This is a genomic window from Algoriphagus pacificus, assembly GCF_017254845.1.
Taxonomy (GTDB): domain Bacteria; phylum Bacteroidota; class Bacteroidia; order Cytophagales; family Cyclobacteriaceae; genus Algoriphagus; species Algoriphagus pacificus.
The window spans coordinates 212,278-237,305 of sequence record NZ_JAFKCU010000004.1 but is presented as its reverse complement, the minus strand read 5'-3'; the positions used below and the strand labels follow the sequence as shown (position 1 = coordinate 237,305).

Annotated in this window: 31 protein-coding genes, 1 tRNA gene and 1 other RNA gene; 24 read left to right on the top strand and 9 right to left on the bottom strand. The window is 37.1% G+C overall.

Features of this window, described 5'->3' with window-relative positions; translation table 11 throughout:
• Positions 1-72: 72 nt before the first annotated feature.
• The 8 genes from J0A69_RS17415 to J0A69_RS17380 all read left to right on the top strand — a co-directional run bounded on the left by J0A69_RS17415 (position 73) and on the right by J0A69_RS17380 (position 5,513).
• On the top strand, positions 73-300 hold the full coding sequence (locus J0A69_RS17415; protein ID WP_206587889.1) for a hypothetical protein: 228 nt from the start codon (positions 73-75) through the stop codon (positions 298-300).
• A 114-nt stretch (positions 301-414) separates the two neighbouring features.
• Positions 415-501, top strand: an RNA gene (gene ffs / locus J0A69_RS17410) — signal recognition particle sRNA small type.
• Positions 502-692: 191 nt separating this feature from the next.
• Positions 693-1,352 (top strand): fructose-6-phosphate aldolase, encoded by a 660-nt coding sequence (gene fsa, locus J0A69_RS17405; protein ID WP_206587888.1) that lies wholly within the window; start codon positions 693-695, stop codon positions 1,350-1,352.
• Between the two features lie 46 nt (positions 1,353-1,398).
• Entirely contained in the window at positions 1,399-1,602 is a 204-nt protein-coding gene (locus J0A69_RS17400) for a fructose-6-phosphate aldolase (protein ID WP_074226538.1), read from the top strand.
• 2 nt (positions 1,603-1,604) lie between these two features.
• The gene (locus tag J0A69_RS17395) at positions 1,605-2,315 is read left to right on the top strand and encodes a cell division ATP-binding protein FtsE (RefSeq protein WP_206587887.1); all 711 of its coding nucleotides are present in this window, start codon (positions 1,605-1,607) and stop codon (positions 2,313-2,315) included.
• Between the two features lie 67 nt (positions 2,316-2,382).
• Positions 2,383-3,777 (top strand): S41 family peptidase, encoded by a 1,395-nt coding sequence (locus J0A69_RS17390; protein WP_206587886.1) that lies wholly within the window; start codon positions 2,383-2,385, stop codon positions 3,775-3,777.
• A gap of 157 nt (positions 3,778-3,934) precedes the next feature.
• A complete protein-coding gene (locus J0A69_RS17385; protein WP_206587885.1) occupies positions 3,935-5,167 on the top strand; it encodes a S8 family peptidase in 1,233 nt (410 codons plus the stop codon).
• Between the two features lie 133 nt (positions 5,168-5,300).
• The gene (locus tag J0A69_RS17380; protein WP_206587884.1) at positions 5,301-5,513 is read left to right on the top strand and encodes a hypothetical protein; all 213 of its coding nucleotides are present in this window, start codon (positions 5,301-5,303) and stop codon (positions 5,511-5,513) included.
• 60 nt (positions 5,514-5,573) lie between these two features.
• Here J0A69_RS17380 and J0A69_RS17375 read toward each other — a convergent pair whose 3' ends face one another.
• From J0A69_RS17375 to J0A69_RS17360, 4 genes are all read right to left on the bottom strand, one after another.
• On the bottom strand, positions 5,574-6,281 hold the full coding sequence (locus tag J0A69_RS17375) for a tetratricopeptide repeat protein (protein WP_206587883.1): 708 nt from the start codon (positions 6,279-6,281) through the stop codon (positions 5,574-5,576).
• An 11-nt stretch (positions 6,282-6,292) separates the two neighbouring features.
• Positions 6,293-7,744: a CCA tRNA nucleotidyltransferase gene (locus tag J0A69_RS17370; RefSeq protein WP_206587882.1), complete on the bottom strand. Its 1,452-nt coding sequence runs from the start codon at positions 7,742-7,744 to the stop codon at positions 6,293-6,295.
• Positions 7,741-8,229 carry a hypothetical protein gene (locus J0A69_RS17365; RefSeq protein WP_317194883.1) on the bottom strand — a complete coding sequence of 163 codons (489 nt, stop codon included), beginning with the start codon at positions 8,227-8,229 and terminating at the stop codon, positions 7,741-7,743. The genes J0A69_RS17370 and J0A69_RS17365 overlap by 4 nt, the downstream gene beginning before the upstream one ends.
• A gap of 96 nt (positions 8,230-8,325) precedes the next feature.
• On the bottom strand, positions 8,326-8,670 hold the full coding sequence (locus J0A69_RS17360; RefSeq protein ID WP_206587881.1) for a DUF6249 domain-containing protein: 345 nt from the start codon (positions 8,668-8,670) through the stop codon (positions 8,326-8,328).
• 90 nt (positions 8,671-8,760) lie between these two features.
• Between J0A69_RS17360 and J0A69_RS17355 the strand changes: the two genes are divergently transcribed.
• Both J0A69_RS17355 and J0A69_RS17350 read left to right on the top strand, forming a co-directional pair.
• The gene (locus J0A69_RS17355) at positions 8,761-9,363 is read left to right on the top strand and encodes an RNA polymerase sigma factor (protein WP_206587880.1); all 603 of its coding nucleotides are present in this window, start codon (positions 8,761-8,763) and stop codon (positions 9,361-9,363) included.
• A gap of 11 nt (positions 9,364-9,374) precedes the next feature.
• Complete coding sequence (locus J0A69_RS17350; protein ID WP_206587879.1) at positions 9,375-9,770, top strand: hypothetical protein; 396 nt, start codon at positions 9,375-9,377, stop codon at positions 9,768-9,770.
• A 48-nt stretch (positions 9,771-9,818) separates the two neighbouring features.
• On the opposite strand, the gene J0A69_RS17345 is transcribed toward J0A69_RS17350, so the two are convergent.
• A complete protein-coding gene (locus tag J0A69_RS17345) occupies positions 9,819-10,226 on the bottom strand; it encodes a hypothetical protein (RefSeq protein WP_206587878.1) in 408 nt (135 codons plus the stop codon).
• Positions 10,227-10,967: 741 nt separating this feature from the next.
• On the opposite strand from J0A69_RS17345, the gene J0A69_RS17340 reads away from it, so the two are divergent.
• From J0A69_RS17340 to lepB, 7 genes are all read left to right on the top strand, one after another.
• Entirely contained in the window at positions 10,968-12,587 is a 1,620-nt protein-coding gene (locus tag J0A69_RS17340) for a CTP synthase (RefSeq protein WP_206587877.1), read from the top strand.
• Between the two features lie 43 nt (positions 12,588-12,630).
• Positions 12,631-14,433 carry a membrane protein insertase YidC gene (yidC, locus tag J0A69_RS17335; protein WP_206587876.1) on the top strand — a complete coding sequence of 601 codons (1,803 nt, stop codon included), beginning with the start codon at positions 12,631-12,633 and terminating at the stop codon, positions 14,431-14,433.
• 318 nt (positions 14,434-14,751) lie between these two features.
• Entirely contained in the window at positions 14,752-15,534 is a 783-nt protein-coding gene (locus J0A69_RS17330; protein ID WP_206587875.1) for a ParA family protein, read from the top strand.
• Between the two features lie 2 nt (positions 15,535-15,536).
• On the top strand, positions 15,537-16,448 hold the full coding sequence (locus J0A69_RS17325; RefSeq protein ID WP_206587874.1) for a ParB/RepB/Spo0J family partition protein: 912 nt from the start codon (positions 15,537-15,539) through the stop codon (positions 16,446-16,448).
• A gap of 3 nt (positions 16,449-16,451) precedes the next feature.
• Positions 16,452-17,057, top strand: coding sequence for a DUF5683 domain-containing protein (locus J0A69_RS17320; RefSeq protein ID WP_236032979.1), 606 nt, complete (start codon positions 16,452-16,454; stop codon positions 17,055-17,057).
• A gap of 2 nt (positions 17,058-17,059) precedes the next feature.
• A complete protein-coding gene (gene dapB, locus J0A69_RS17315) occupies positions 17,060-17,782 on the top strand; it encodes a 4-hydroxy-tetrahydrodipicolinate reductase (protein WP_206587873.1) in 723 nt (240 codons plus the stop codon).
• Between the two features lie 16 nt (positions 17,783-17,798).
• Positions 17,799-18,875 (top strand): signal peptidase I, encoded by a 1,077-nt coding sequence (gene lepB / locus J0A69_RS17310; protein ID WP_206587872.1) that lies wholly within the window; start codon positions 17,799-17,801, stop codon positions 18,873-18,875.
• A 37-nt stretch (positions 18,876-18,912) separates the two neighbouring features.
• Here the strand turns inward: lepB and ung are convergent, their stop codons facing one another.
• Positions 18,913-19,575 (bottom strand): uracil-DNA glycosylase, encoded by a 663-nt coding sequence (gene ung, locus J0A69_RS17305; protein WP_206587871.1) that lies wholly within the window; start codon positions 19,573-19,575, stop codon positions 18,913-18,915.
• A 64-nt stretch (positions 19,576-19,639) separates the two neighbouring features.
• Here ung and apaG point away from each other — a divergent pair, with 64 nt between their 5' ends.
• Both apaG and J0A69_RS17295 read left to right on the top strand, forming a co-directional pair.
• Positions 19,640-20,026 (top strand): Co2+/Mg2+ efflux protein ApaG, encoded by a 387-nt coding sequence (gene apaG, locus J0A69_RS17300; protein WP_206587870.1) that lies wholly within the window; start codon positions 19,640-19,642, stop codon positions 20,024-20,026.
• Positions 20,004-20,807, top strand: a complete 804-nt coding sequence (locus tag J0A69_RS17295) for an O-methyltransferase (protein WP_236032975.1) — start codon at positions 20,004-20,006, stop codon at positions 20,805-20,807. The genes apaG and J0A69_RS17295 overlap by 23 nt, the downstream gene beginning before the upstream one ends.
• On the opposite strand, the gene J0A69_RS17290 is transcribed toward J0A69_RS17295, so the two are convergent.
• The gene (locus J0A69_RS17290; RefSeq protein WP_206587869.1) at positions 20,796-21,386 is read right to left on the bottom strand and encodes a methyltransferase domain-containing protein; all 591 of its coding nucleotides are present in this window, start codon (positions 21,384-21,386) and stop codon (positions 20,796-20,798) included. The two genes, J0A69_RS17295 and J0A69_RS17290, sit on opposite strands and share 12 nt — an antisense overlap.
• A 24-nt stretch (positions 21,387-21,410) precedes the next feature.
• Between J0A69_RS17290 and J0A69_RS17285 the strand changes: the two genes are divergently transcribed.
• The 4 genes from J0A69_RS17285 to rplI all read left to right on the top strand — a co-directional run bounded on the left by J0A69_RS17285 (position 21,411) and on the right by rplI (position 23,571).
• Complete coding sequence (locus J0A69_RS17285; protein WP_206587868.1) at positions 21,411-22,340, top strand: hypothetical protein; 930 nt, start codon at positions 21,411-21,413, stop codon at positions 22,338-22,340.
• A gap of 128 nt (positions 22,341-22,468) precedes the next feature.
• Positions 22,469-22,840 (top strand): 30S ribosomal protein S6, encoded by a 372-nt coding sequence (rpsF, locus tag J0A69_RS17280; RefSeq protein WP_206587867.1) that lies wholly within the window; start codon positions 22,469-22,471, stop codon positions 22,838-22,840.
• Complete coding sequence (gene rpsR, locus J0A69_RS17275) at positions 22,837-23,088, top strand: 30S ribosomal protein S18 (protein ID WP_074226515.1); 252 nt, start codon at positions 22,837-22,839, stop codon at positions 23,086-23,088. Before rpsF ends, rpsR begins: the two co-directional genes overlap by 4 nt.
• A gap of 39 nt (positions 23,089-23,127) precedes the next feature.
• A complete protein-coding gene (rplI, locus tag J0A69_RS17270; RefSeq protein WP_206587866.1) occupies positions 23,128-23,571 on the top strand; it encodes a 50S ribosomal protein L9 in 444 nt (147 codons plus the stop codon).
• A gap of 57 nt (positions 23,572-23,628) precedes the next feature.
• Here rplI and J0A69_RS17265 read toward each other — a convergent pair whose 3' ends face one another.
• A complete protein-coding gene (locus J0A69_RS17265) occupies positions 23,629-23,874 on the bottom strand; it encodes a hypothetical protein (protein ID WP_206587865.1) in 246 nt (81 codons plus the stop codon).
• A 321-nt stretch (positions 23,875-24,195) separates the two neighbouring features.
• Here J0A69_RS17265 and J0A69_RS17260 point away from each other — a divergent pair.
• Positions 24,196-24,271, top strand: a tRNA-Gln gene (locus J0A69_RS17260).
• A 28-nt stretch (positions 24,272-24,299) separates the two neighbouring features.
• Here the strand turns inward: J0A69_RS17260 and J0A69_RS17255 are convergent.
• On the bottom strand, positions 24,300-25,016 hold the full coding sequence (locus J0A69_RS17255; RefSeq protein ID WP_206587864.1) for an EcsC family protein: 717 nt from the start codon (positions 25,014-25,016) through the stop codon (positions 24,300-24,302).
• Positions 25,017-25,028: the final 12 nt, after the last annotated feature.

The window sequence follows — 25,028 nt, the reverse complement described above, 5'->3', positions numbered from 1 at the left end:
AGGGATCTGAATCCGCAAAACTTATTTCCGAAAATTTACCTCTACATTTGAAAATAAAATCAAATCTTACGCATGGCACAGGTCATTTTCCAATATTTTAAAAGAATTTTTGACGATTATCAAGTTTTAGTACAAGTCAACCCTAGTGATTTTACGGGTACTGAATTGATTATTCACCCTGATGGAAAAGTGGAAAAAACAATCATGGAGTTTGACGAGGAAATTTTTGAGGACCTGGCAGAAGACGAATTTCAGGCCTGCAGCCCTCTGGAATTCCAGCTTCATCTTGCAAAAAGCTAAAAACACTTATTTCAAAATAATTTATCCATCTGATATTCAGCACTAGATCCCTTGACTGGATCAAATTATGGATGGATGAATTGTAAACTGTGAATTTTGCCTTACCTTTGTGGCCTAGCGGCACGACCAGCTCCTGCTGAATCCCCCAGGTCCGGAAGGAAGCAAGGGTAGGCGGTTGTAGCGGTGCGATGCCGCTTCTTTTTTTGCCCTATTTTTTTGAATGTACTGAGGGCTAAGGTTCCGAATCTTGAATTATCTTCTAACTTTGCTCAGCAATTAAAACCAAATCACACATGGTTTTCTTGTTCTGAATTTTTAAACCAAAGATTATCCTTTCGGTTTTCAAGTATCAAGCAAAGAATCATGTTCACGCCTATTTTAATTATTCAAAAATGAAATTCTTTATTGACACAGCTAATCTGGATGAAATCAGAGAAGCATACGACCTTGGTGTATTAGATGGTGTAACTACCAATCCTTCTTTGATGGCTAAAGAAGGAATCAGCGGAGATGAAAAAGTAAAAGCGCACTATAAAGCAATCTGCGATATCGTGGATGATAAAGTAAGTGCAGAAGTTATTTCTACTGACTTTGCTGGCATGGTGAAAGAAGGAAAAGAGCTAGCCAAAATCGATGATAAAATCGTGGTGAAAATCCCGATGATCAAGGATGGCGTGAAGGCATTGAAATATTTTCATAGTGAGGGAATCCGCACCAATTGTACGTTGATTTTCTCAGCAGGTCAGGCGCTATTGGCTGCAAAAGCCGGTGCATCTTATGTATCTCCTTTTATTGGTAGATTAGATGACATCGCTTTTGATGGCATGGACTTGATCTCTCAGATTGTACATATCTATGGCAATTATGGCTTTGAAACAGAAGTTTTGGCGGCATCAGTAAGACATACCATGCACTTGTTGAAGTGTGCTGAGGTAGGAGCTGACGTAGTCACTTGCCCGTTAAAAGTAATTACCGGATTATTAAAACATCCACTGACCGATTCAGGATTGGCACAGTTTCTGGCTGATCATGCTAAAGCGGCAGGAAAATAAACTCAGAAAGGCCGGCTTTTGCCGGTCTTTTTTTTAATTTCCCTCTATGTATATCATAAAAGTAAAAGGCAAAGCAAAAATCCCAGATTACATACAAATACGGGATGAAAATTTCGTTCTAGTAGCCTATTTCAGAGCTGATAGACCATTAAAGAATATTGAAAAATTCGGTCTTGAAGGGAAAGAAGAAGAACTAGAAAGCTTAATTCAAGGACTGCCTTTTGGAAAATTGCAAAAATTAGATCTGTAAGAATGGATTTTAGTACCGAACCTGTTTTACAGGTAACACAAGCCACCATTTTTCAAGGTGTAGACCCTATTTTGACTGACGTGGATTTCTCTGTGGAGCCGCATGAATTCGTATTTCTAATCGGTCGAACAGGCAGTGGCAAAAGCTCACTGTTAAAAACATTATATGCCGATCTGGAATTAAAAAGTGGCATGGTTGAGATTGCAGGTTTTGACCTCACCAAAATCAAGACTAAAGAAATCCCTTTTTTAAGAAGGAAAATCGGTATCATTTTTCAGGATTTCCAATTGTTCAACGATAGAACTGTTGCGGAAAACCTAAATTTTGTCATGAAGGCGACAGGATGGAAAGATTCTGCTAAAATTAAAGCAAGAATGGCGGAAGTTCTTTTACTTGTCGGTCTTAATAATGCAGCCAGCAAAATGCCTCATCAGCTTTCTGGTGGAGAGCAACAGCGTGTGGTTATTGCCAGAGCTTTATTGAATGAACCTTCTATTTTGCTAGCTGATGAGCCTACAGGAAATTTAGATCCTGATGTAGCAGACGGCATTTTTAAGCTATTCCAAGAAATCAATAAAAAAGGAACAGCAATACTTATGGCAACCCATAACCATGAGTTACTTCGTAAGTATCCTTATCGGGTTTTGAAATGTGAAAATGGTCGTTTACTCGATAGTAAAACCCATGATGTTTCCTTCGGATCGACCTATTAAGTAAATTCACTCTGATCAAACATACTTGAAAGTAATACGTTCTTAAAGAGCTTATAATACAATTCCTATGAAATCAACCAAATTAATTCAACTTAGCCTATTTCTTATCCTGGCTGGATTTGGATGGAGCTGTAAAGACAAAGAAGATACAGAACCGGTCATAGATCCTAGCTCGAATACAGCTATTAATGGATGGATTCTAGATGTGATGGATGAGGTATATTATTGGTTGAACAACCTTGGTACTCCTATTGCAGCAGATTCCGATCCAGAAGATTATTATGATGCATTATTATATAAAGCAGCAGATAGATTCTCTGTTATTTATCCTGACTATCAGGAATTGATCAATAATCTGAATGGAATTACGCTAGAAGCAGGATATGAATTTCAGCTATATCTAGAAAGCCAAAATAGCCAAAACGTAATTGCTGAGATTTCCTATGTGAAAAAAGGCAGTCCTGCAGAAGCCGCTGGCCTGGTAAGAGGTGACATCATCACTAAAATCAATGGCACACAACTCACAACTGAAAACTATAGAGATATACTAGGTCAAATAGAATCTCAACACACTATTACTTATTTGAGCCTGAATCCAGAATCGCAAGTTTATGAGGAACAAGAGCCATTGACCCTTAATACTGTTCAACTTTCAGAAAATCCAAATTATGTAGATACAGTCTACACTATTGAAGGACAAAAAATCGGTTACTTTATGTATAACTTCTTTGCTCCTGGGCCAGGAGGCAACAGTACGGAGTATGATAATCAGACCGATGAGATTTTTGCAAAATTCAAAGCTGCAAACATCGATCATTTGATCATTGATTTTAGATATAATGGAGGAGGTTATGTTTCTTCTGCAACCAATTTGGCGAGTTTAATTGCCCCATCTGTTACTAGTACTGATATATTCTCAAAGACGAAGTACAACAACTTATTAATGTCTGAGATACCAGAGTTGAGCAATGTAAAGACAGCTTTTAAAGTAAAAACTCAAAACCTTGGAAATATTCTGGAAGGAAACAGAGTCTATGTGTTAACATCTGGAAGAACTGCATCCGCTTCAGAATTAGTGATCAATGGATTAAAGCCCTATATGGATGTGTTTATTATCGGCGATGTGACTTATGGAAAAAATGTAGGTTCGATTCCTTTTGAAGATGAAGAAAATCCAGACAACCCTTATGGAATCCTGCCGATTGTTTCCCAAAGTTTCAACAGCCTAGATCAATCCGATTATTCAAATGGATTTACTCCAAATATTACAAAGAAAGAATCCTCTGAAAGATTAAGGCCTCTTGGTGATGTCAATGAACTCTTGTTGAGAACAGCAATATCTCAGATAACTGGAATTCCATCTTCTGGAAGATTTGAAGTTCTTGATAGAAAGGACATTGGGAGCACACTTGATTTAAAAGTCAGGTCTGGAAAAATGATAGAAAATAACATCATCAAATAAATGCAGTTTGGCCTCAAGAAATTGAGGCCATTTTTTTTACCGATATTTTTTTTCTCTAAAAATTGTTAATTCCAAAGAATATTTAGAGATTCTGGTCCTTAACACGGAAAATTGACCGTTGAAAAGGAGATTTAACCAATCAATCAACTAAACAATTATGATCAACCAAAACAAACTTTGGAGAAAACCAGTCCTTTTAGCTGGTTTAGCTTTGGGTGCGCTTGCATTTTCTTGCCAGCCGCAAGATGACTCCCCACTGTCCCCAGATACAGTGGAATACATCGGATTTAAGTCCGGTGATATTATTCCTGGTAAATACATCGTCACGATGCAACCAACAGGATTGAATTTCAGAAAAGACATGTCTTATGATGCTGTGCAGGCTGCTATGAGAAAGACTGGTTCTGAACTTTTAGCTAAATACAGAATCGCTGAAGAAAACATTGGTTATGTATATGGAAGCTCTATTGAAGGATTCTCTGTTACATTAACTGATGAGCAAGCTGAACTGATTGCTAAAGATCCAAGTATCAAAGCTATTGAGCCTGATAGAGTAATTGCGCTTGCACCTCCCGGCGGTAGACCAGGTAATGGTGGCGGTGGAGGCGGTGGCTCCGCAGCTCAGCAAACCCCTTATGGAATCACCCGAGTTGGAGGTGGTCAAACTTATACTGGAACTAATGTGGCTTATATCATCGATTCAGGAATCGATTCCAGTCATCCTGATTTAAATGTGGATGCAAGTTTAGGATTCAATGCCTTCTCTTCTGGAAAAGATTCTGATTTATCTCAAGATGGAAATGGGCATGGCACACACGTTGCTGGCACTGTAGCTGCAATTAATAATTCAATTGGTGTTGTTGGAGTTGCTGCTGGAGCTACTGTTGTCCCTGTAAAGGTTCTTAATTCTAGAGGATCTGGTTCTTATTCAGGTGTAATTGCTGGTGTTGATTTCGTTAAAGCAAATGCAAACAATGGAGATGTTGCAAATATGAGTTTAGGAGGACCTGTTTCGCAGGCTTTAGATAATGCAGTTATTGCTATGGCAGCAAGTGGAGTTAAAGTGGCACTCGCTGCTGGAAATGAATCTGATGATGCCAATAATCACTCACCAGCGAGAGCAGAACATGGAAATATCTATACAATTTCTGCAGTAAATAGTAGTGATGTTTATGCATCCTTCTCAAATTACGGAAACCCTCCTATAGACTTTGCAGCTCCTGGAGTAGGGGTTTTATCTACTGTCCCAGGTGGTTATGCCTCATATAGTGGCACCTCGATGGCTTCTCCCCATGTTTGCGGTCTTTTGCTTTGGGGAACTCCTAGAGCTGGAGGCGCAGTCATAGGTGATCCTGACAACGATGAAGTTGATCAAATAGCTGTTAGGTAAACAATTAGTTAATTTTTAGAAAAAGCGACTCTCCAGAAGTCGCTTTTTTTTGCTCATTATCAAATTGTTAAGTTTTAAAATTCGAAATGATAATGGATTCAAGGAAGGTACCTTTGAAAAAAAAGGAAATCAAATGGAATTAGCAGCAAGTTTATTACTGATTTTATCAATTTACTTTTTCGGGTGCCTGGCTTTGATTCAAGAGGTAATTAAACCTTACAAGAAAATTGTGGTGGACCAATCTTCCCATCAAAAAAACATCAATACCAACTACCCTAAAATTCTGATTTTAAGTCTGGCAATCTCACTTTTTACTACCAGTATAGCCTATTTCCTATTTTTTTAATTTTTTAAAGACATAAAAAAAACCGGGATTTCCCGGTTTTAAGATTCATTTGATACTCGATTATTGAGCCTTTTTCAAGTTTTCTTTTGCAAGTTCAAAGGAGCCATCCAGTTGAATTGCTTCCTCAAAAGCAGTTTTAGCTTCTGGCTTTGATCCCTGATCCAAATAAATCATACCTTTCAAATTCAAGGCTGCAGCTTTCATGCTCACTTCTTGGGTCACTCCTTCTGTTGTATTGAAACCGATTTTCTCATCTGCCTTTGCATTTTTAATCAACATATTAGCTGAGTTCAAAGCCTCATCATATCGCTTCAAAGAATACTGGAGAAATCCTGATTTATAAAGGCTGAAATTATCTCCAGTCAATAAATAGAGACTTTCGAAATGAGGAAGTGCTCGATCAAGAGCTCCTACTTGCTCCAAAGAATAAGCTGCAATCTCTAATGCTCCAATACTCTTGTCATTGAATTCCAAAATATCCATTGCCACCAAAGCAGCAGATGTATATAGGTTGCTTTCGAAATACATTCCTGCCAATAACTCAGGATATCTCATATCCTCTGGGTTTCTGACCATCAACTCATACAACTTGGTTCTAGCCACCAAAGGGTCAGCATATCTCTGAGCCAACTGATAAGCAGCTTGATCTTGGGTATTTAAAGCTTTTCTGGTTTTTGCGTCCAAACGAGGAATAGAATCCGTAGCAGTTTGGGCAAGAATAGGGCTGGCACATAAAGCCAGGAGCAGCATGAATAAAACGCGCTTCATTTTCAATTAATTTATTTTGATGATGATTTTGGTAGATCTTTGACTGGAAAAACTCCTTTTGATTTAGCGATTTCCAACATCAATTCTCTTGCCTTTTCGGGCTTATTTTGAATTTTGCCCTCCAATATAGCTTCTTTAATTTCTTCTTTAATCTCTCCAACGATTTTTGATGGCGAAAGCCCGAAGGTTTCCATAATTTCTTCGCCAGAAACAGGTGGCTGAAAATTTCGAACTTGATCCTTTTCCTCTACTTCCAAAAGCTTTTGCTCCACTTTATCGAAGTTTTCTAGGTATCGTTTAACACGTTTATTGTTCTTTGAAGTTACATCTGCCCGACAAAGCTTCATCAGTGAATCAATATCATCTCCCGCATCAAACAACAATCTTCTTAAGGCAGAATCAGTCACTTCATCTTTTACTAATGCAATGGGTCTCAAATGCAATTTGACCAGCTTTTGAACAAACTTCATCCGATCATCCATGGGCAACTTGAGTCTCCTGAAAATCCCGGGAGTCATTTTGGCGCCCTTGTCTTCATGGCCATGAAAAGTCCATCCAACTTTTGAATTAAATCGTTTGGTTGCCGGTTTGGCAATATCATGCAAAACAGCCGCCCATCTCAGCCAGAGATCATCACTCATTTGTGATACATTATCTACTACCTGAAGGGTATGATAAAAATTATCTTTATGTGATTTATCATCCACAGAATCTACGCCTTGCAAAGCAACCATCTCAGGAAAAAACTCATGAAGTAATTTGCTTGCGAACAGCAATTTGAATCCATAAGAAGGTTTTGGCACCAATAAGATTTTATTCAGCTCATCAATGATTCTTTCTCCAGATATAATTTTAAGTCGATCCGCATTTGCTGTAAGCGCAAAAAAGGTATCGGCATCAATATCAAAATCAAGCTGAGAAGCAAAACGAATCGCTCGCATCATTCGAAGCGGATCATCTGAAAAAGTCACATTAGGATCTAAAGGTGTACGGATGATTTTACTTTTCAGGTCCTTCAATCCCTCAAAGGGATCCAACAAATCTCCATAGTTATCCTGATTCAAGGAAATGGCCATGGCATTGATAGTGAAGTCTCTTCTCTCCAAATCTTCTTGAAGTGTGCCATCTTCCACTATTGGCTTTCTTGATTCAGAGCGATAGGATTCCTTACGGGCTCCTACAAATTCCAGCTCCCAATCATCCAATTTTAGCATCGCTGTACCAAAATTTTTAAAAACTGAAAGGGGCACGTGAAAATCAAATTGCTTCGCAACTTCTTCTGTCAACGCAATACCACTTCCTACGCAAGTAAAATCTATATCTTTCTTATCAGATTTCTCCCTTCCCAAAACCAAATCTCGAACATATCCACCTACTACATAGGTTTCAAGATTGGCATTTTGAGCTGCTTGAGCTACTTTTTTAAAAACATCTATGGAATCAAGATGGGATTTGAAATTCATCCTTTCAAAATTTTTACATCACCCTCAGCTCCTAAATACATCTCTTTGGTTCCAAGACTAAATAATGGGAATAATAAATCGGTTTTCACTTCTGCTTTCTCGGTTGAATCTAATTTGACCAACGTTGGCTGTGAAATCTGAAACAATAATTTATTCCAATTTGGCTCACGAAGCAGCGAAAACATCAAAGACCCATTGGTTTTGGGTCCTTCAGGGATTACCGAATTAGGCTTGCTATGATAAATCGTAGGTTTAGAAGCGAATTCGACAATATCCAATGAAACCTCTGAGAATTGCTCACATATGGACCTGATTTGGAAGGTATCAAACAACAAATAGATCCAGTCATTCCCCATTTTTGCTTCCCATTTGTTGGGAGACATGAGGGTAATCACTTTACCATTCCCTTCCTGAATAGTTAAAATACCTTCTTTTTTAAACGATTTTAGAAAATGCGGATGATCCAATGTCTCTTTTTTTGACACAAAAATAATCAGAATATTGAGAGCAACCCTTTTAATCCTATCACAAACAAAAAAACCTCCCGGCTAGAGGAGGTTTTTTAGTTGGCAATCTATCGTTTAATCATTTTTCTTTTCTAGTTTTTTATTGATAAAAATGCTTACCAGTAAACCCAATCCGCCAAAAATAAAAATTGAAGAGGTGAATGCTACTTCACTTGCAAGTCCACTTTGCTCAAGCATCGCTCCTACTAATACACCCGTTCCAATGCCAATTGCCAATAATGCAATATTCATGATCACCTCAGAAAAACTGAATTTCTTTCCTGAATTAAAGACCGAAGCATCAGCTCCTTTTTCAATTAATGCGAGTCTTTCTTTATTTCTACTTGTCAAAAACATATATACTACACCAAATAGTGTAGAGAAGATGATCAAGTTTACCAATACTGTGGTTGCGTCCATAATGCTATTTGTTTGAGGTTTTTCTTCTATGATGCTATCAAGCGAGTAAAAGGTTACAAAAAAAATTGAAAAAAATATTTTGTAACTTCTTTGGGACTTATTGCATCATACTTGAGAATGCGCTTCGAAGATGACCTCCATTATATAGAAAAAACCTTGGCGGGTGACTTGCATGCTTTTGGACAACTTATCCTTAAGCATGAAAAGTATGCCTATACATTGGCATTTCGGATTTTAAAAAATCAAGAAGATGCTGAAGAAACAGCGCAAGATGCATTTATGAAAGTTTATGCTTCTTTAAAGTCCTTTGAAGGAAAATCAAAGTTTACAACTTGGTTATACAAAATAATCTACCACGAATCTTTAGGGAGATTGAGAAAAACCAAAAAGAATATGATTGACCTAGAAGAGATAATTGAAACTGAAGAAACTCCGGCAGATTTTGTAAACGGAATAGATCAATTGCACGTCCAAGAGAGAAAACAATTGATCAAGAAAGCACTTGATACATTAAAACCAACGGAATCTGCTGTTTTAACTTTGTTTTATCTGGAAGAACAAAGTATCAAGGAAATTGAGCAAATTACAGATCTATCAGAATCGCATATTAAAATACTTCTACATAGAGGAAGGAAAAACATGCTTCACTCCTTACAGAAGATTACTAAAACTGAACTTATCAACCTGCTATGAAAAATCATAACATGACAAATGAAGAGCAGCTGACAAAAAAATGGTTAATGGAAGCGGGAAATGAATCTCCTAGCAAAGATTTCCATTTGAAAATATTGGCAAGTATTGAAACAAAAAAATCAATAATATATCAGCCACTCATTTCCTCTTTTGCATTGCGCCTAATTGGATTAGGGATTATTACCATTTTCGTTTTGACAATCCTATTATTACCAGGAGGTGCAACATCTGATTCTGTTTGGAATGAGATTCCTACATTTTCAGATAGTTTACAAATGCTTAGCTTCCCTAAATTAAGTTTACCAAAAATCAACATGGGTTTTGTTTTCAACACCTCCCTATTTGCATTTAGTATTTTAATGCTTTTTTGGGTGCTCTATTATTCGAAGAAACTAAAAACAGAATAAAAAAAAAGACAACTTAACAGTTGTCTTTTTTTTGATGAAAAGCTTTTATTAACCTCTCAACCAATTAATAAAAGTTTGATATCCTACTCCGATTTCTCTTGCAAAAGCAGCTTTAGTCTGCTTTCCTGCAGCCTCAACTTTTTTCCACTCTTCTACAATTTTATTCTTTTCAGAATCTGTAAATGTTCTTCTTTTACCAGACTTTCCTTTAGAAGATCCTGCACCACTGATTAGGCTGATCAACTCATTTAAATCATTTAAGAATTTGCCATCTAATAAAAATAGGCCTGCTGCCTCTAATTTTTTTATTACTTCATCTTTTGGATTTACTGGAGTAACTGCAATTCCTTTTGCTGCTGCTTCGTGTAGATCAATTTTTTTACCTTCTGCTGTTACATAGACAAAGCCATCACTTTTTTTCAAGTCACTGATAGACTCTTTAATTAATTCTCTCATATGGATAATTCTTAAGATGTTAAACGTAGTGCAATATATATATTATTGTTTATTAGCAATAATACGGACCTTTCTTTTTATTGAAATTTAATTTATTTAACACATTAAAAATAAAACGGAATATTAAATTAAACAGCAGCTATTTAACTATGTAAATAAAAATGAATTATAATTTTAATATTCTTCCGTATTCTACTTCATAAAATCCAAAAAGGAATCTTACTTATTTTTTAATGGAATAACCTCTTCGGATATTATTCAATTATGGTTTTTACAAAAGAAGAATTTCTTAAAAAGAAATTTAAAAAAGATTTCAAGAGATTAAATAAGAAAAATTTAAAAGCACTTGAATTATAATTATCCAAAGTCATTCATTCACCTATTAATCTTACTATCAGATAGATAATTTAAAAATTATTTCTTAATCATCTCCAAACCAATTATTTATAGCTTCTTAAATAATTCTTTCCAAAATAGATTCGCATCTATGAATTTCTATCATTCGGAGGATTCACAAAATATAGTTCTTAATTTCTCCAAATACAGATGATTTTTCGCTGCTGATTTAGTATCAATTCCTGAAACTATAGAGTACCCCAATAACAAAAACCTAAATCATTAGATGTAGATTAATTTTCAAAAAAGAGAAAATTCAAAAGGATTAAAGACCCTTAATCGGGATTTTTCCGTAATTTTGAGCCCCATAAGAATTCAAACAAAAATCATCCCGCCTCCATTCTTATGGGTTCAACAACAAAGTACATATTTATTACAGGAGGGGTTACCTCCTCACTCGGAAAAGGTATCATTGCAGCCTCTCTAGGCAAATTGCTACAATCCAGAGGATTCAAAGTAACCATCCAAAAATTTGACCCCTATCTCAATATTGATCCGGGAACATTAAATCCTTACGAACATGGTGAGTGTTATGTGACGGATGATGGGGCTGAAACTGATCTGGATTTAGGTCACTACGAAAGATTCCTGAACATCACAACTTCTCAGAGTAACAACGTCACCACGGGAAGAATCTACAACAACGTTATTACCAAAGAACGAAAAGGTGAATTCCTAGGAAAAACTGTTCAGGTAATTCCTCATATCACAGATGAAATCAAAGCCAACTTTTACAAAAATGGAGAAGATGGTAAGTATGATGTGATCATTACAGAAATCGGTGGCTGTGTGGGTGATATCGAATCACTTCCTTTTATTGAAGCAGTAAGACAGGCAAAATGGGATTTAGGACAAAATAATTTTTTGGTCATCCACTTGACCTTGATTCCTTTCCTGAAAGCCGCAAAAGAATTAAAGACAAAGCCTACTCAGCACTCTGTTAAACAATTATTGGAAGCAGGTATTCAGCCAGACATCCTAGTTTGTAGAACCGAGTATCATTTACCTTCTGATGTAAAGAAAAAACTTGCTCTATTTTGCAACGTTCAGCTGAACTCTGTAATAGAAGCGATGGATGCCGATTCCATTTACGATGTTCCTTTATTGATGAAAAAGGAAAAGCTGGATGAGCGCGTGATGTCGAAGCTTAAACTAAGCTCGAAAGAAAATACTGACCTAGAAAACTGGAAGGATTTCTTGGGCAAATTAAAAAATCCTACCCAGGAGGTTACAATAGGTTTGATTGGTAAATATGTTTCCTTGCCTGATGCTTATAAATCTATCATTGAAGCATTTACCCATGCAGGAGCCTCTATCGAATGTCAGGTAAATTTAAAATTGATGTCTTCTGAAGAAATCAATTCAGATAATTTCCAACAGAAACTAGAGGATTTAGATGGGATTTTGGTAGCTCCAGGATTTGGAGAGAGAGGATTTGAAGGTAAGATTGAAACCGTCAAATTCGCCAGAGAAAACAAAATTCCATTCTTTGGAATTTGCCTTGGAATGCAAGTCGCTGTCATTGAATTTGCAAGAAATGTTTTAGGACATAGCAAAGCAAATAGCACCGAAATGGACCCTGAAACTCCAGATCCAGTTATTTCATTGATGGAAGAACAAAAGAAAATCGATCAAATGGGTGGAACTATGCGTTTGGGTTCGTATGCTTGCGACCTCAAAAAAGGAAGTAAAGCTTACAATGCCTATGGAAAGTTGAAAGTTCAGGAAAGACACCGACATAGATATGAATTCAACAACGATTACCTTGCAGAAATAGAAAGTAAAGGAATGGTTGCTACTGGTAAAAATCCTGACACAGGGCTTGTGGAAATTATTGAAATCAAAAACCATCCTTGGTTTGTAGGTGTTCAATTCCACCCTGAATACAAAAGTACCGTATTAACTCCTCAACCGCTCTTTGTAAAATTCATTCAAGCGGCTATAGACAATAAAAAAATTAAGTAACACAGTTTGACGGAGAATATTTCTCCGGCTCTATCCTATCATTATGGACAAAAATCAAGCGACTGGTTTAATTCTTTTCGCAGCTGTTATTTTGGTCTATTCGCTGTTTTTTGCGAGTACACCTGAAATACCTGTAGAAGAAGTACAAACTACTGCTCAGACAGAACCTGTACAGGAATCTCAGGCTGCAGCTATGGAAACTCAGGTTGAACCTGAAAACGATAGCATTGTATCGGCTTCCAAAATTGCTAAATACGGAGTTTTGGCAAACTTGACTTCCGGTGAAGCACAACAAACCGTTTTAGAAAACGACTTAATCCAAGTTAAGGTATCCTCAAAAGGAGCTGAAATTGAAGAGGTTATATTAAAGGAATTCAAAAGCTGGAGTCAAGAGCCTTTGGTTTTGATCGATGAGGAAAGCTCAAAAATGGCTTTCACTATCGAAAGCAAAATGGGTAACCTGAATTTGAATGACCTTTATTTCACACCGAAACTGACAACTGAACAGGATGAAGAAGGAATCACAACACACATACTGACATTAGCTGCTGGTACTGAGAGTGGTCAACTGATTCAAACTTTCACTCTGAAAGACGGAAGTTATGAGGTTCACAAATCATTTAAGATTGACAGATATTCTGGTTATTTCACCGGAAATTCCATCCAATTAACTTGGGCTGATCAGGTTAAGGCACATGAAAAAGATCTGGCAGAATCCAGAAGAAAAACTCAAGTCAACTATTACCTCGCATCAGGATCTTATGAGAACCTAGGAGTAGGTGATGACTTGGAGCAGGAAGCTGTGGAAGAGCCTGTAAAATGGATTGGCTTTAGTCAGCGATTTTTTACGGCAGGTTTGATTGCTGATGAAACTTTCCAAAATGTGAATTTGGCACAGAGCACTCCTACTGATAGCTCGATCGTCAAATACATGGAAACATCTTTGGATATCCCTCTGAAAGATGGCTCCGCTTCTTATACTTTTTACTTTGGTCCAGACAATTACAAGACCCTAAAGAAAGTAACGGAAGGATTTGAGCAAAATGTTGACATGGGTTATTTCTTTGTCAGCTGGGTAAATAAATACATCATTGTCAACCTGTTTGCCTTCTTAGAAAAATACTTCAGCAATTATGGAATAATCATTATCCTGATTGTATTTATCATTAAACTGGCTCTATCTCCTTTGACTTATAAGTCCTATATCGGAATGGCTAAGATGCGTGTAATCAAGCCAGAAATTGACGAATTGAAGGAAAAGTATGGTGATGACCCTACCAAAATGCAACAAGAGCAAATGAAGCTTTTTGGTCAATTGGGCGTCAGTCCGATTTCAGGATGTCTCCCAATGGTATTCCAGATGCCATTCCTTTTTGCGATGTTCTTTTTCTTCCCGAATGCAATTCAACTGAGACAGGAATCATTCCTTTGGGCAACTGACTTATCAACGTATGATACGTTTATCAATCTACCATTTACGATTCCATTCTATGGATCTCACGTGAGTTTGTTCACCCTATTGATGACAGTTTCGCAGATTGTTTACACCCATTTTAACAATCAGCTGACCACAGCAACAGGGCCAATGAAAAACCTGGGCTACATCATGCCGGTGATGTTTATGTTTATCCTTAACTCCTACCCTGCGGGATTGAGTTTTTATTACTTTGTTTCCAATATGGTTACATTTGGCCAGCAGGCTGTCATCAAGCTTTTCGTAGACGATGCGAAGATCAGAGCAAAAGTGGAAGAAAGTAAAGCGAAGAATGTAAACAAGAAGAAATCCAAATTTCAGCAAAAGCTGGAGGACGCAATGAAAGCAGCTGAAACAAACAGAAAAAAATAATACAAAGGGAGCTCAATTGAAGCTCCCTTTTTTCGTTGCATTTAAAATATTACGGCGACAATTGTCAATGACAGAAATTTAAAAAGCCATTTTAGCCACATAATCTAAAAACCAATTCCCTGTCGTATCTTAAATTTTGAAATTTAAAAGACTCTGATTGAGAGACTTTGACATGATTCTTTGGCTAAATGCAAGTGAATTTCAGAAGTGACGACTGACTGATAGCTAATTGAGCTATCTCAAAAAAACCTGAAGCTTCAGCCATAAAAGAATTGATTTTGCTTAATATTGGTATTCAATTACCCGAGAAAAAATAACATGGGAAAAATCATTGCCATTGCCAATCAAAAAGGCGGAGTGGGAAAAACCACTACAGCGATGAATCTCGCTGCAAGTCTTGCTGTACTGGAGTTTAAAACCTTAGTGATTGATGCAGATCCTCAGGCAAATACAACTTCCGGTCTTGGGCATGATCCAAAATCAATCAATACCAGCATTTACGAATGCATGGTCGATGAAATTGATATCAACGAAATCATATTAAAAACTGAGTTGGAATATTTGGACTTGGTTCCTTCACACATTGATTTGGTGGGAGCTGAAGTTGAAATGATCAACTTAGATAACCGTGAGGAAAAAATGAAGGGTGTGATCTCTGATTTAAGAGACAAATACGACTTCATTGTCATCGATTGCTCTCCCTCTTTGGGTTTGATTACAATCAATGCCTTGACAGCAGCTAATTCCGTCATTATCCCAGTACAATGTGAATATTTCGCATTGGAAGGATTGGGCAAGTTGCTCAATACCATCAAAATCATTCAAACAAGGTTAAATCCTGATTTAGAAATCGAAGGCATACTTTTGACCATGTACGATGTAAGACTAAGGCTTTCAAACCAAGTGGTAGAAGAAGTGAGGTTACATTTTAAGAACATGGTTTTTGAAACAATAATCCCTCGTAATGTCCGCTTGAGTGAAGCTCCAAGTTTTGGTCTTCCAGCGATTGCATTTGATGCGGATGGAAAAGGCGCAATTGCCTATCTTAACCTGGCTAGCGAGATTGCTCAGAAAAACGGCCTTCAAAAAGTGAATAGTTAATTATGTCAGACAATAAGCCAAATCGAAAAAAAAGTGCTTTAGGAAGAGGACTTGGCGCTTTGTTGGAAGATAGTCCAGCAAAACATAAGTCAGATGAAATTCTACCGGAAGTAGTCAAAACAGGGATTTTTGAAATTCCTCTTGGCGAAATCCAGGTAAATCCATTCCAACCTAGGGTTCATTTCGACAAGGACGCCTTGAGCGAACTGGCAGAGTCTATCAAAGTACAGGGTATCATTCAGCCTATCACTGTGAGAAAGCTGGATGCCAATGAATACCAGCTGATTTCCGGAGAAAGACGTTTTCAGGCATCAAAAATTGCAGGATTGACCCAGATCCCTGCTTATGTCAGGACTGCGAATGATCAGCAAATGCTGGAGATGGCTCTCATTGAAAACATTCAGCGAGAGAATTTAAATGCTTTGGAAATCGCCCACTCCTATCAAAGACTATTGGCAGAGTGTGATTTGAAGCAAGAGCAGTTGGGAGATCGGGTAGGTAAAAATAGAACCACTGTCAATAATTATTTGAGGCTCTTGAAGCTCCCTCCTACTATTCAGGCAGCTATTCGAGATCAGCAAATCTCTATGGGACATGCACGCGCTTTGATTAACATTGAGGATGTAGATAAGCAGTTGGCAATTTTCAAAAAAGCTGTTGAGGAAGAATTAAGTGTCAGAAAAGTGGAAGCACTTGTCAAAGCACTGAATGAAGGAAAAGAAGAAAAAGCTCCAAAACCTGATTTGGATCCAGTAAGAAAATACGAGATCAGTAAAATCCAGCAACGTTTGGCTTCTCACTTTGGCACCAAAGTTTCTTTAAAAGCTGACCAAAAAAATAAAGGAGAGATAAAAATCCCTTTCACTTCCACATCTGATCTCAACAGAATTCTAGAAATCCTGGAAATCATTTAACCGTTGAAAACCTTAATTTTTCATAATTTTCACAAACTTCAAGGCCCATGGATATTCATGGGACTTTTGGTTTTGTGCTTATTTATAAATTGTAGCACCTTTGCGCAGCAAACTCAGGTTGAATCAAAACCTTCTCCTGTAAAAAAAGAAAAACCAGATTATTCGAACCTTCCTAAAAATCCAAGGAAGGCGACTATCATGTCTGCTATTCTTCCTGGAGCCGGGCAGATTTATAATAACAAAGCCTGGAAGGTTCCGATTCTCTATGCAGGAATCATGACGGATGTTTATTTTATCCGATTCAACAACCGAAGGTATCAGGTTTTCCGACAGGCTTTGTTTGATTTTGATGATGGGAATATCAATGATTTCCCAAATTTGAATAGGGAAGCATTGGTTAGGAATGTGGATTATTGGAGGAGAAACCGAGACTTGTGTTATTTGCTACTGGCAGGAATCTATGCTCTTAACTTGATCGATGCCAATGTGGATGCACATCTATCAGGCTTTGATATTTCGGATGATCTTTCGTTGGGTATCGAGCCTCATGTTGAGACATTCTCCTCAAGCAATAATTCCTTGGGGTTTTCAGTAAAACTCAAATTTTAAAAATGAATATATTATTACTTGGTTATGGAAAAATGGGAAAAATCATCGGTGAAATAGCCGAATCCCGTGGGCATTCCATTGCCGGCAAAATCAACATTGAGAACAAATCTGATCTAGATTTATTGGATCCTTCCCAGATTGATGTTGCCATTGAATTCAGCCAACCAGAGGCTGCTTTTGAAAACATTTCTTGGGCAATTAATCATGGTGTGCCTATTGTCGTGGGAACCACAGGTTGGTTGGACAAAAAGAAAGAAGTTGAGGCTTTGACTCTGGAAAAAGAAGGCAGTTTCTTTTATGCTTCTAATTTCAGTGTGGGAGTCAATATCTTTTTCAAAGTGAATGAATTGCTTTCCAAGCTGATGAATGAAACAAAAGGCTACGAAGTATCCATTGAGGAGATTCATCATACTGCTAAAAAAGACGCTCCATCAGGAACAGCTATCACTCTGGCAGAAGGAATTATTAAAAACCTAAGTGAAAAAGATTCTTGGAATCTTGCTGGAGAAACCAATTCTCAGGAAAATTCAGTAGAAATTACCTCAAAAAGAATTGATCCCGCTCCGGGAACACATATTATTCGGTACAAATCAGAGATAGACGATATTGAAATTAGCCATACTGCTCATAGCAGACAGGGTTTTGCCCTAGGTGCTGTGCTTGTAGCAGAATGGATCCCATCAAAGAAAGGTGTGCTTTCCATGGATGATTTTCTATCTTTCTGAAATTATTAAATTTGAAATGAGCCAATCCAAAAAGAAAAAGTCCCCAACCCGTGAATGGGTAGATGCTTTGGTTTTCGCAGTCGTAGCGGCGAGTTTGATCAGATGGTTATTATTAGAACCATTTACGATCCCTACTGCTTCCATGGAGAAATCTCTTTTAGTCGGAGATTTCCTTTTCGTAAGTAAAATGCACTACGGGACCAGAATTCCAAAAACGCCTTTACAAGTACCTTTGACCCATCAAAAAATCTGGGGAACAAATATTCCTTCCTATAGCGATGCAATTCAATTGCCATATTATAGACTTCCAGGATTTTCGGATGTGGAAAGATATGATGTAGTAGTTTTTAATTACCCTACAGAATTTCAATATCCACCTGACTTGAAAACCAACTATATCAAAAGGGCCGTAGGTATCCCTGGAGACGTGATCGAAATTAAAAATTCCGATCTTTATGTTAATGGTGAAATGGCAATGAAGCCTGAAGAAATGCAGTTTTCTTATGATGTGATTTCCAATAGACCTTTGAATCCGGATTTCTTTATGGAATATGGTGTAAATCCAGATAGTTATCTTGCATTTTCAGATGGATCAGGCTATATGGTATTTGCAACTAATGAAGTCATTTCAAGATTAGAATCTTCTCCAGTAATCACTTCAGTTACAAAAAGAGTTGAAAAATCAAATTTTAGAGATCCTAGAATTTTCCCAGAAAATACAGACTTTAAGTGGAATGCTGATAATTTTGGACCATTGAAAGTTCCTTCTAAAGGAGAATCCATCCAGTTGACAGCAGAAAACCTACAAAAGTATTTCTTTACTATTCAAAAATACGAGGGCCATGAATCTGTAGCCATGCAAGATGGATCTATGGTAATCGATGGTCAAAAAGTTGATAGCTATACTTTCAAGCAGGATTACTATTTCATGATGGGAGACAACCGACATGACTCTTTGGATTCCAGATTCTGGGGATTTGTGCCAGAGGATCATATCGTAGGAAAGGCTTGGTTCTTATGGCTTTCCTTAGATAAATACGAATCCATGTTTAATAAAATTAGATGGAGCCGATTCTTTAAAGGAATCGAATAATAAAAAAATCCGGCAACTCACATTGCCGGATTTTTTATTACCATGCTATTGGTTTTAATCCTTTCGACTCCAAATAAGAATTTGTTTTCGAAAAATGACCACATCCGAGAAACCCTCGGTGAGCAGATAAAGGGCTTGGGTGAGGTGCTTTTAGAATCAAATGTTTAGAAGTATCGATTAATTCGGATTTCTTTTGTGCATACGATCCCCACAGCAGAAAAACTACATTTTCTCTCTTTTCGCTTATCAATTGAATAACCTTGTCGGTAAATTCCTCCCAACCTCTTTTTTGATGAGAACCTGCCTGCTCAGCTCTGACAGTTAAAGTTGCATTTAACAAAAACACACCTTGATCAGCCCATCGGGTCAAATCTCCGTTAGGTGGCAGGTCTATTCCAAGATCCGATTTGATTTCCTTAAAAATATTGAGCAAACTTGGAGGGAATCGGATTCCGGGTTTTACTGAAAAAGATAAGCCATGTGCTTGGCCTGGTCCATGATAAGGATCCTGTCCTAAGATGACAACTTTCACCTGATCTATTGGGCAGTGCCAAAATGCGTTAAATATTTCCTTTCCTGGAGGATAAATCTTTTCTTTATGATATTCGTCTTTTAGGAATGAAACCAAATTTGTGAAAGTTTCGTCTTCAAAAGCTGATGCTAAAACTTCTTTCCAACTAGGTTCAATTTTTACATCCATAGTTTAAAATATTGATTTTCAAATTCACAATTGTATATTTACATTCTTTTTAATCCCTACTCAAATGGTAACTGCTGTAACAGAAGGAATTCAAGTAAGTGTTGAAGTTACTTATCAGGCTGAATTTTCAAGTCCTCATCAGCACCATTATGTATTTACATACAAAGTAACTATTCAAAATAAAAGCCCCTACACTGTCCAACTCTTAAAAAGAAAATGGGAGATTTTTGATGCGGCAGAATCACCCAAAATCGTAGAAGGTGACGGCGTAGTAGGACAACAACCTATTTTGGAAACCGGCGAGTCTCACAGCTATGTCTCTGGCTGCAATCTAAAATCAGGCCTCGGGAAAATGAAAGGAATATACTACATGGAAAAACTTTTCGATGGGAAAAGCATTGAAGTGGTAGTTCCCGAATTCCAAATGATTGCCAATATTTTCCACAATTAATTTGCCGAATAAGCTTTTTCCGCTTTTTGCATACCTTAATCATTGGCTGAAAAAAGAGGATGGACATTCTCTTCAATCCCCTTTTGTTTATTCCATTTATTCTAATCTGGTATCCTTTTTAAAAGAGGAAAATAAGGGAAATAATGAGATTGAATCTTTTAGGAGATCTCTACTAGATTCTGATGAAGTTATAGAGGTATTGGATTTAGGAGCTGGATCTAAAAAGGTTAATACATTCAAGAGAAAAGTCGCATTAATCACCAAATACAGTACGAGCTCACCCAAGTTTGCAAAACTGTATCAATATTTCTGTAGCCTGACTAAAGCAAAGCATGTCATTGAACTAGGCACTTGCATGGGTATCAGTAGCAGGTATCTCGCAGAAGTCACCCATGGAAAAGTATTTACTTTCGAGGGTTCAAAAGAAATACAGGACGTGGCTAAAAGAAATGCTGACACAAAAAATATCGAATTTATTTTAGGAGAAATCCAACAAAGTCTTCCCGAAATTTTAAAGGGTTTGCCTCAAGTGGATTTTGCATTAGTCGATGCCAATCATACCTATGAAGGCACAATGACTTCTTTTCATTTACTTTTGGAGAAAATTTCACCCCAATCAATCGTCGCCATAGGAGATATTTATTGGTCAAAAGAAATGGCGAAAGCGTGGAAGGAAATCAAGGCGAACCCTAAGGTTAAATTGAGTTTGGACTTCTACGAATGCGGAATCTTATTTTTTGAAGCACCTGGAGGAAAAACAGATTATGTGCTAAGCATTTGATTTTTTCATAATGATAAATACCTCAGAATTCTGCCTTTGAGGAATCGAATTATAGCAGGTTTCAAGGCATTCCACTTTGAATTTTTTAGAAAAAAGCAATTGATATTCTTCCTTATCTCCTCCAAAAGGAGGACCCTGTAACTCGAAATGACGATTGAATAAAACTCCCACTAATTTTCCTCCTGGCTTTAAAAGTTCATGCACTTTAGTCACATACTTTTCTCTTAAACGGGGATCAATCGCACAAAAAAATGTTTGTTCTAAGATTAGGTCATATTGATGCATATGGAGGAAAAAATCCTCATGATGTAACTGAGAATCGGGGAATTCTGGATTTGCCCTCTTGAAATTATTCAATGGCTCTCGGGACAAATCCAAAATATTCACATTGGAAAAGCCCTTTTTAAAAGCATAGGACGCTTCATAGGAATTGCCAGCACCTGGAATGAGAATTTCGACCTCTTTATTTTCAATTTGGTCTAAATATTGCACAATAGGGGGAGAAGGAAAACCAATATCCCAGCCAGTTGAAGCATTTCTATAACGTTCGGACCAATAGTTTTCGTCTAAATCAGCCATAAATAAGCCCTATTTAAAATTGTCATGAGCACAAACTTCGAATCAGAATCTAAGGAAAAGAAGGATCAAGGTAAAAATATTATCATCATTGTTCTTGTCCTCCTGGTAATTATCAGCGGTATCAAGCTTTACACAGATTATGTAGACAGAAGTAAAAAGACAGAAGAGATTTTACTTCTATCTACTGAAAACAACGAATTGAATAAACGATTGGATTCAATGAGATTCCAATTGGATTTAAGGATTCAAGAAATCGAGAAATTAGGAGGAAATGTAAAGGCGCTTGAAGAAGTGAGAGATCAACTTATTGCTGAGAGAAATACTTCCCGTCAACGTAGTGCCAATGAAATCGCAGCGTTGAATGAAAAAATCAGAAGCTATAGTGGCCTGATCGAGGAGAAAGATCAAGAAATACTTGAATTACGTGCGATGAATCAACAGCTCTTTGCAGAAAATCAAGATCTCAAATCTACTCAGGCAGAGATTGAAGAAGAAGTCGCTCAGTTAAACATTCAAAAAGAAGATCTTCAGGCCAAAGTCAATATTGCTGCGATGCTGAAAGCTGAAAACATCAATATTGCTGCAGTTAACTCAAGAGGCAAAGAACGAGTTGAGACTACCAAAGACTTTAGAAATCGTCAAATAGAAAGAATCAAAGTAAGTTTCAATCTTGCTGACAATAAAGTGGCTGAAAAAGGACCAAGAAATGTTTATGTTCAGATTTTGGCACCGAATACACAACCAATATTTGATGTGGCAAAGGGTTCTGGAACATTCATGATGGATGGAGTGGAAGAATTTTACACTGTCAAGCAGGACATCATATTTGACAATACAGAACAGGAGTTGACTTTTTATTATGAGAAAGGTTCTGATTATGTCTCAGGAGATCATGAAGTCCGAATTTTCGTAGACAATTATCAAGTCGGGTCCAAGACCTTTACAGTAAAATAAATCAAGCCTCCTTCGGGAGGTTTTTTTATGAAATAAACCAAATAAGATTTGGATATCTATTTGGAATAGAGCCTTATTTCTCCTACTTTTGCGGTCTGTTTATTCAAATTCCTTAAACACATTTAAAAATGTTCCAAAGAAATTACGAGACGGTATTCATTTTAACTCCCGTTTTGTCTGATGTTCAGATGAAGGATACCGTAGACAAGTTTGTGAACTTGTTAAAAGAAGAGGGAGCAGATGTTATTAATGTGGAAAACTGGGGTCTAAAGAAAATGGCTTATACCATTGACAAGAAGACTACAGGTTTTTATGTTTTGGTTGAGTTCAAGGCCGACCCTACTATCATCCGCAAATTCGAACTAGAATTTAGAAGAGATGAAAAAGTAATGAGATTCTTGACTACTGTTCTGGAGAAGCATGGTATTGCTTATGCCGAAAGAAGAAGAAAAGGAGAATTTAACAAAAAAGTTGAAGCTAAGGAGGAAGCCACCAAATGACACTAGTAAACGAGCCAATCAATAGAGGCGAAATCAGAAAAAAATATTGCCGTTTCAAAAAGCATGGCATTAAGTACATTGATTACAAAGACCCTAACTTCTTGTTGAAATTTGTAAACGAGCAAGGTAAAATTCTTCCTAGAAGACTTACTGGAAACTCTGCAAAGTACCAGAAGAAAGTGGCTAATGCCATCAAAAAAGCAAGACATTTGGCTTTGTTGCCATTCGTAACCGATGGTTTGAAATAATTCGGTCTTGTATCGTCCAATCAAAAAAGATCATTACAAATGGAAATCATTCTAAAAACAGACATCAAAGGTCTTGGCTATAAAAACGACTTGGTTGAAGTAAAGCCTGGTTACGGAAGAAACTACCTTATCCCTCAAGGATATGCAGTTTTGGCAACCGGTTCAAACAAGAAAATCCTTGCCGAGAACATCAAGCAAGCTGCTCACAAAGCAGAGAAAATCAAGACTGAAGCTGAGAACATTGCAGAGAAATTGAGCCAATTGACTCTTGAAATCAAAGCAAAAATCGGTGAATCAGGTAAAATCTTCGGAAAAGTAACTACACTTCAGATTGCTGACGCTCTTGCAGCTAATGGAATCGATATCGACAGAAAAAAAATCTCTATCAATGTACCAGTTGATGGTGCTGGAGAATTCGCTGCTGAGGTAGATTTACACAGAGAAGTAAAAACAGAAGTTAAGTTTGTGGTTGTAGGCGAATAAGCCTCTCACATACCTAGATAAAAAAAGCTCGCCAATTGGCGAGCTTTTCTTTTTTGATTAATTCAGAGATTTTTCAAAATCTTCAATCAGTTTCTTAGAAACTGCACGAGAGTTTTTCTCTCTTACTTCTTTAAACAAAGCAATAGCTTTTTCACTTTTTTCGATTACTCCTACTGGATTTTGGTCGTTTTTAAAACTCACCCAGCACCAAGATAATTCAGCAGCAAGTGAATCTCCAAGCTTTAATTTTTCTAGCTTCTGAATAACTTCAGGAAGCGTTTTTTCTAATTTTTCGATTTGCATTGTTAGTAGTTTTGTTTCGATATATTTTTATTTTTCAAACAAAACTCTAGATATTTTTTCGATAAAACAATATATCTATCTGAAAATTAACAGAATCGTAATTTCAAACGTTTTCCAAGCTGATTTCAAAATCAAATTATTTTCAATGGATATACTGCTAGCATTCAGAGCAAAAAACAGAAAAAATAAACTTTATTCACTGAATCAAAGGTGATTAAGCTAATTCTGAAAAAAACTTTTTTTGCTAGTTTGGAAAAAAAGAAAGGAGATTCTACCTTTGTGACACTTTAAAAGAAACCCCTCAGGGAAATCTTTTATTACTGGTCTATGGTGTAACTGGCAACACGTCTGATTTTGGTTCAGAAGAGTCTAGGTTCGAGCCCTAGTAGACCAACCAAAACCTTCCTCTAATCGGGAAGGTTTTTTTATTTCAGCACTCTAAGCCTAAAGGCATTCATAGCCACTTTCCCTAATTGCTCTGTAAGCTTATAATTAGCAATGGCTCCTACACCAGCTCCAACAATAGGGATTAATTGTGCAAGCTTCGCCAAATCGATGTAATCCCGGTAATCCAGCTGAAAAGTTTTCCAATCAAACTGGCTGAAATCAGCGGGTAAAGTCTCTTGGAATTCATCCCAATTTTCAATCAATCCTACCAAATCATTTCTTCTTTGCTGGGATGAAAAGCATAATTGAAATACATAAAGAAGGAATAACCGCTCTTTATAATCCTTGGTATCGAAACCGTACAGAGCAGCAATATCAAAAAGCATTTTCATCTTAATAGTTAAAAAAGCAGGGAAATCGGCAAATCCCAACAGAATACCTCCAGCTCCTGTTACAGCACCTTCTACAGAAGCTGTATTTCTATACCACTTGATTCTCTTTCTGATCTTGGTTTCCCGTTCTTTTAAATCAAGATCTTTTTTTGGCTTAGGGCGAATCCAGGATGAACCTGTGATAACAGCTTTCACCATATTTTCAATCGCCACCGTGATGGCTCTATGTACTTTTTCAGGAATCCAACTATTTATCTTCCCCTGAACTCCGTGAGTTATTTTCCCAAAAAGACTTGGCTTTTTCTTCATTTGAATCAACCAAGACCCTAACTCAGCATGCACATAATGTAAATAGGTATCCATTAACTTTATTTT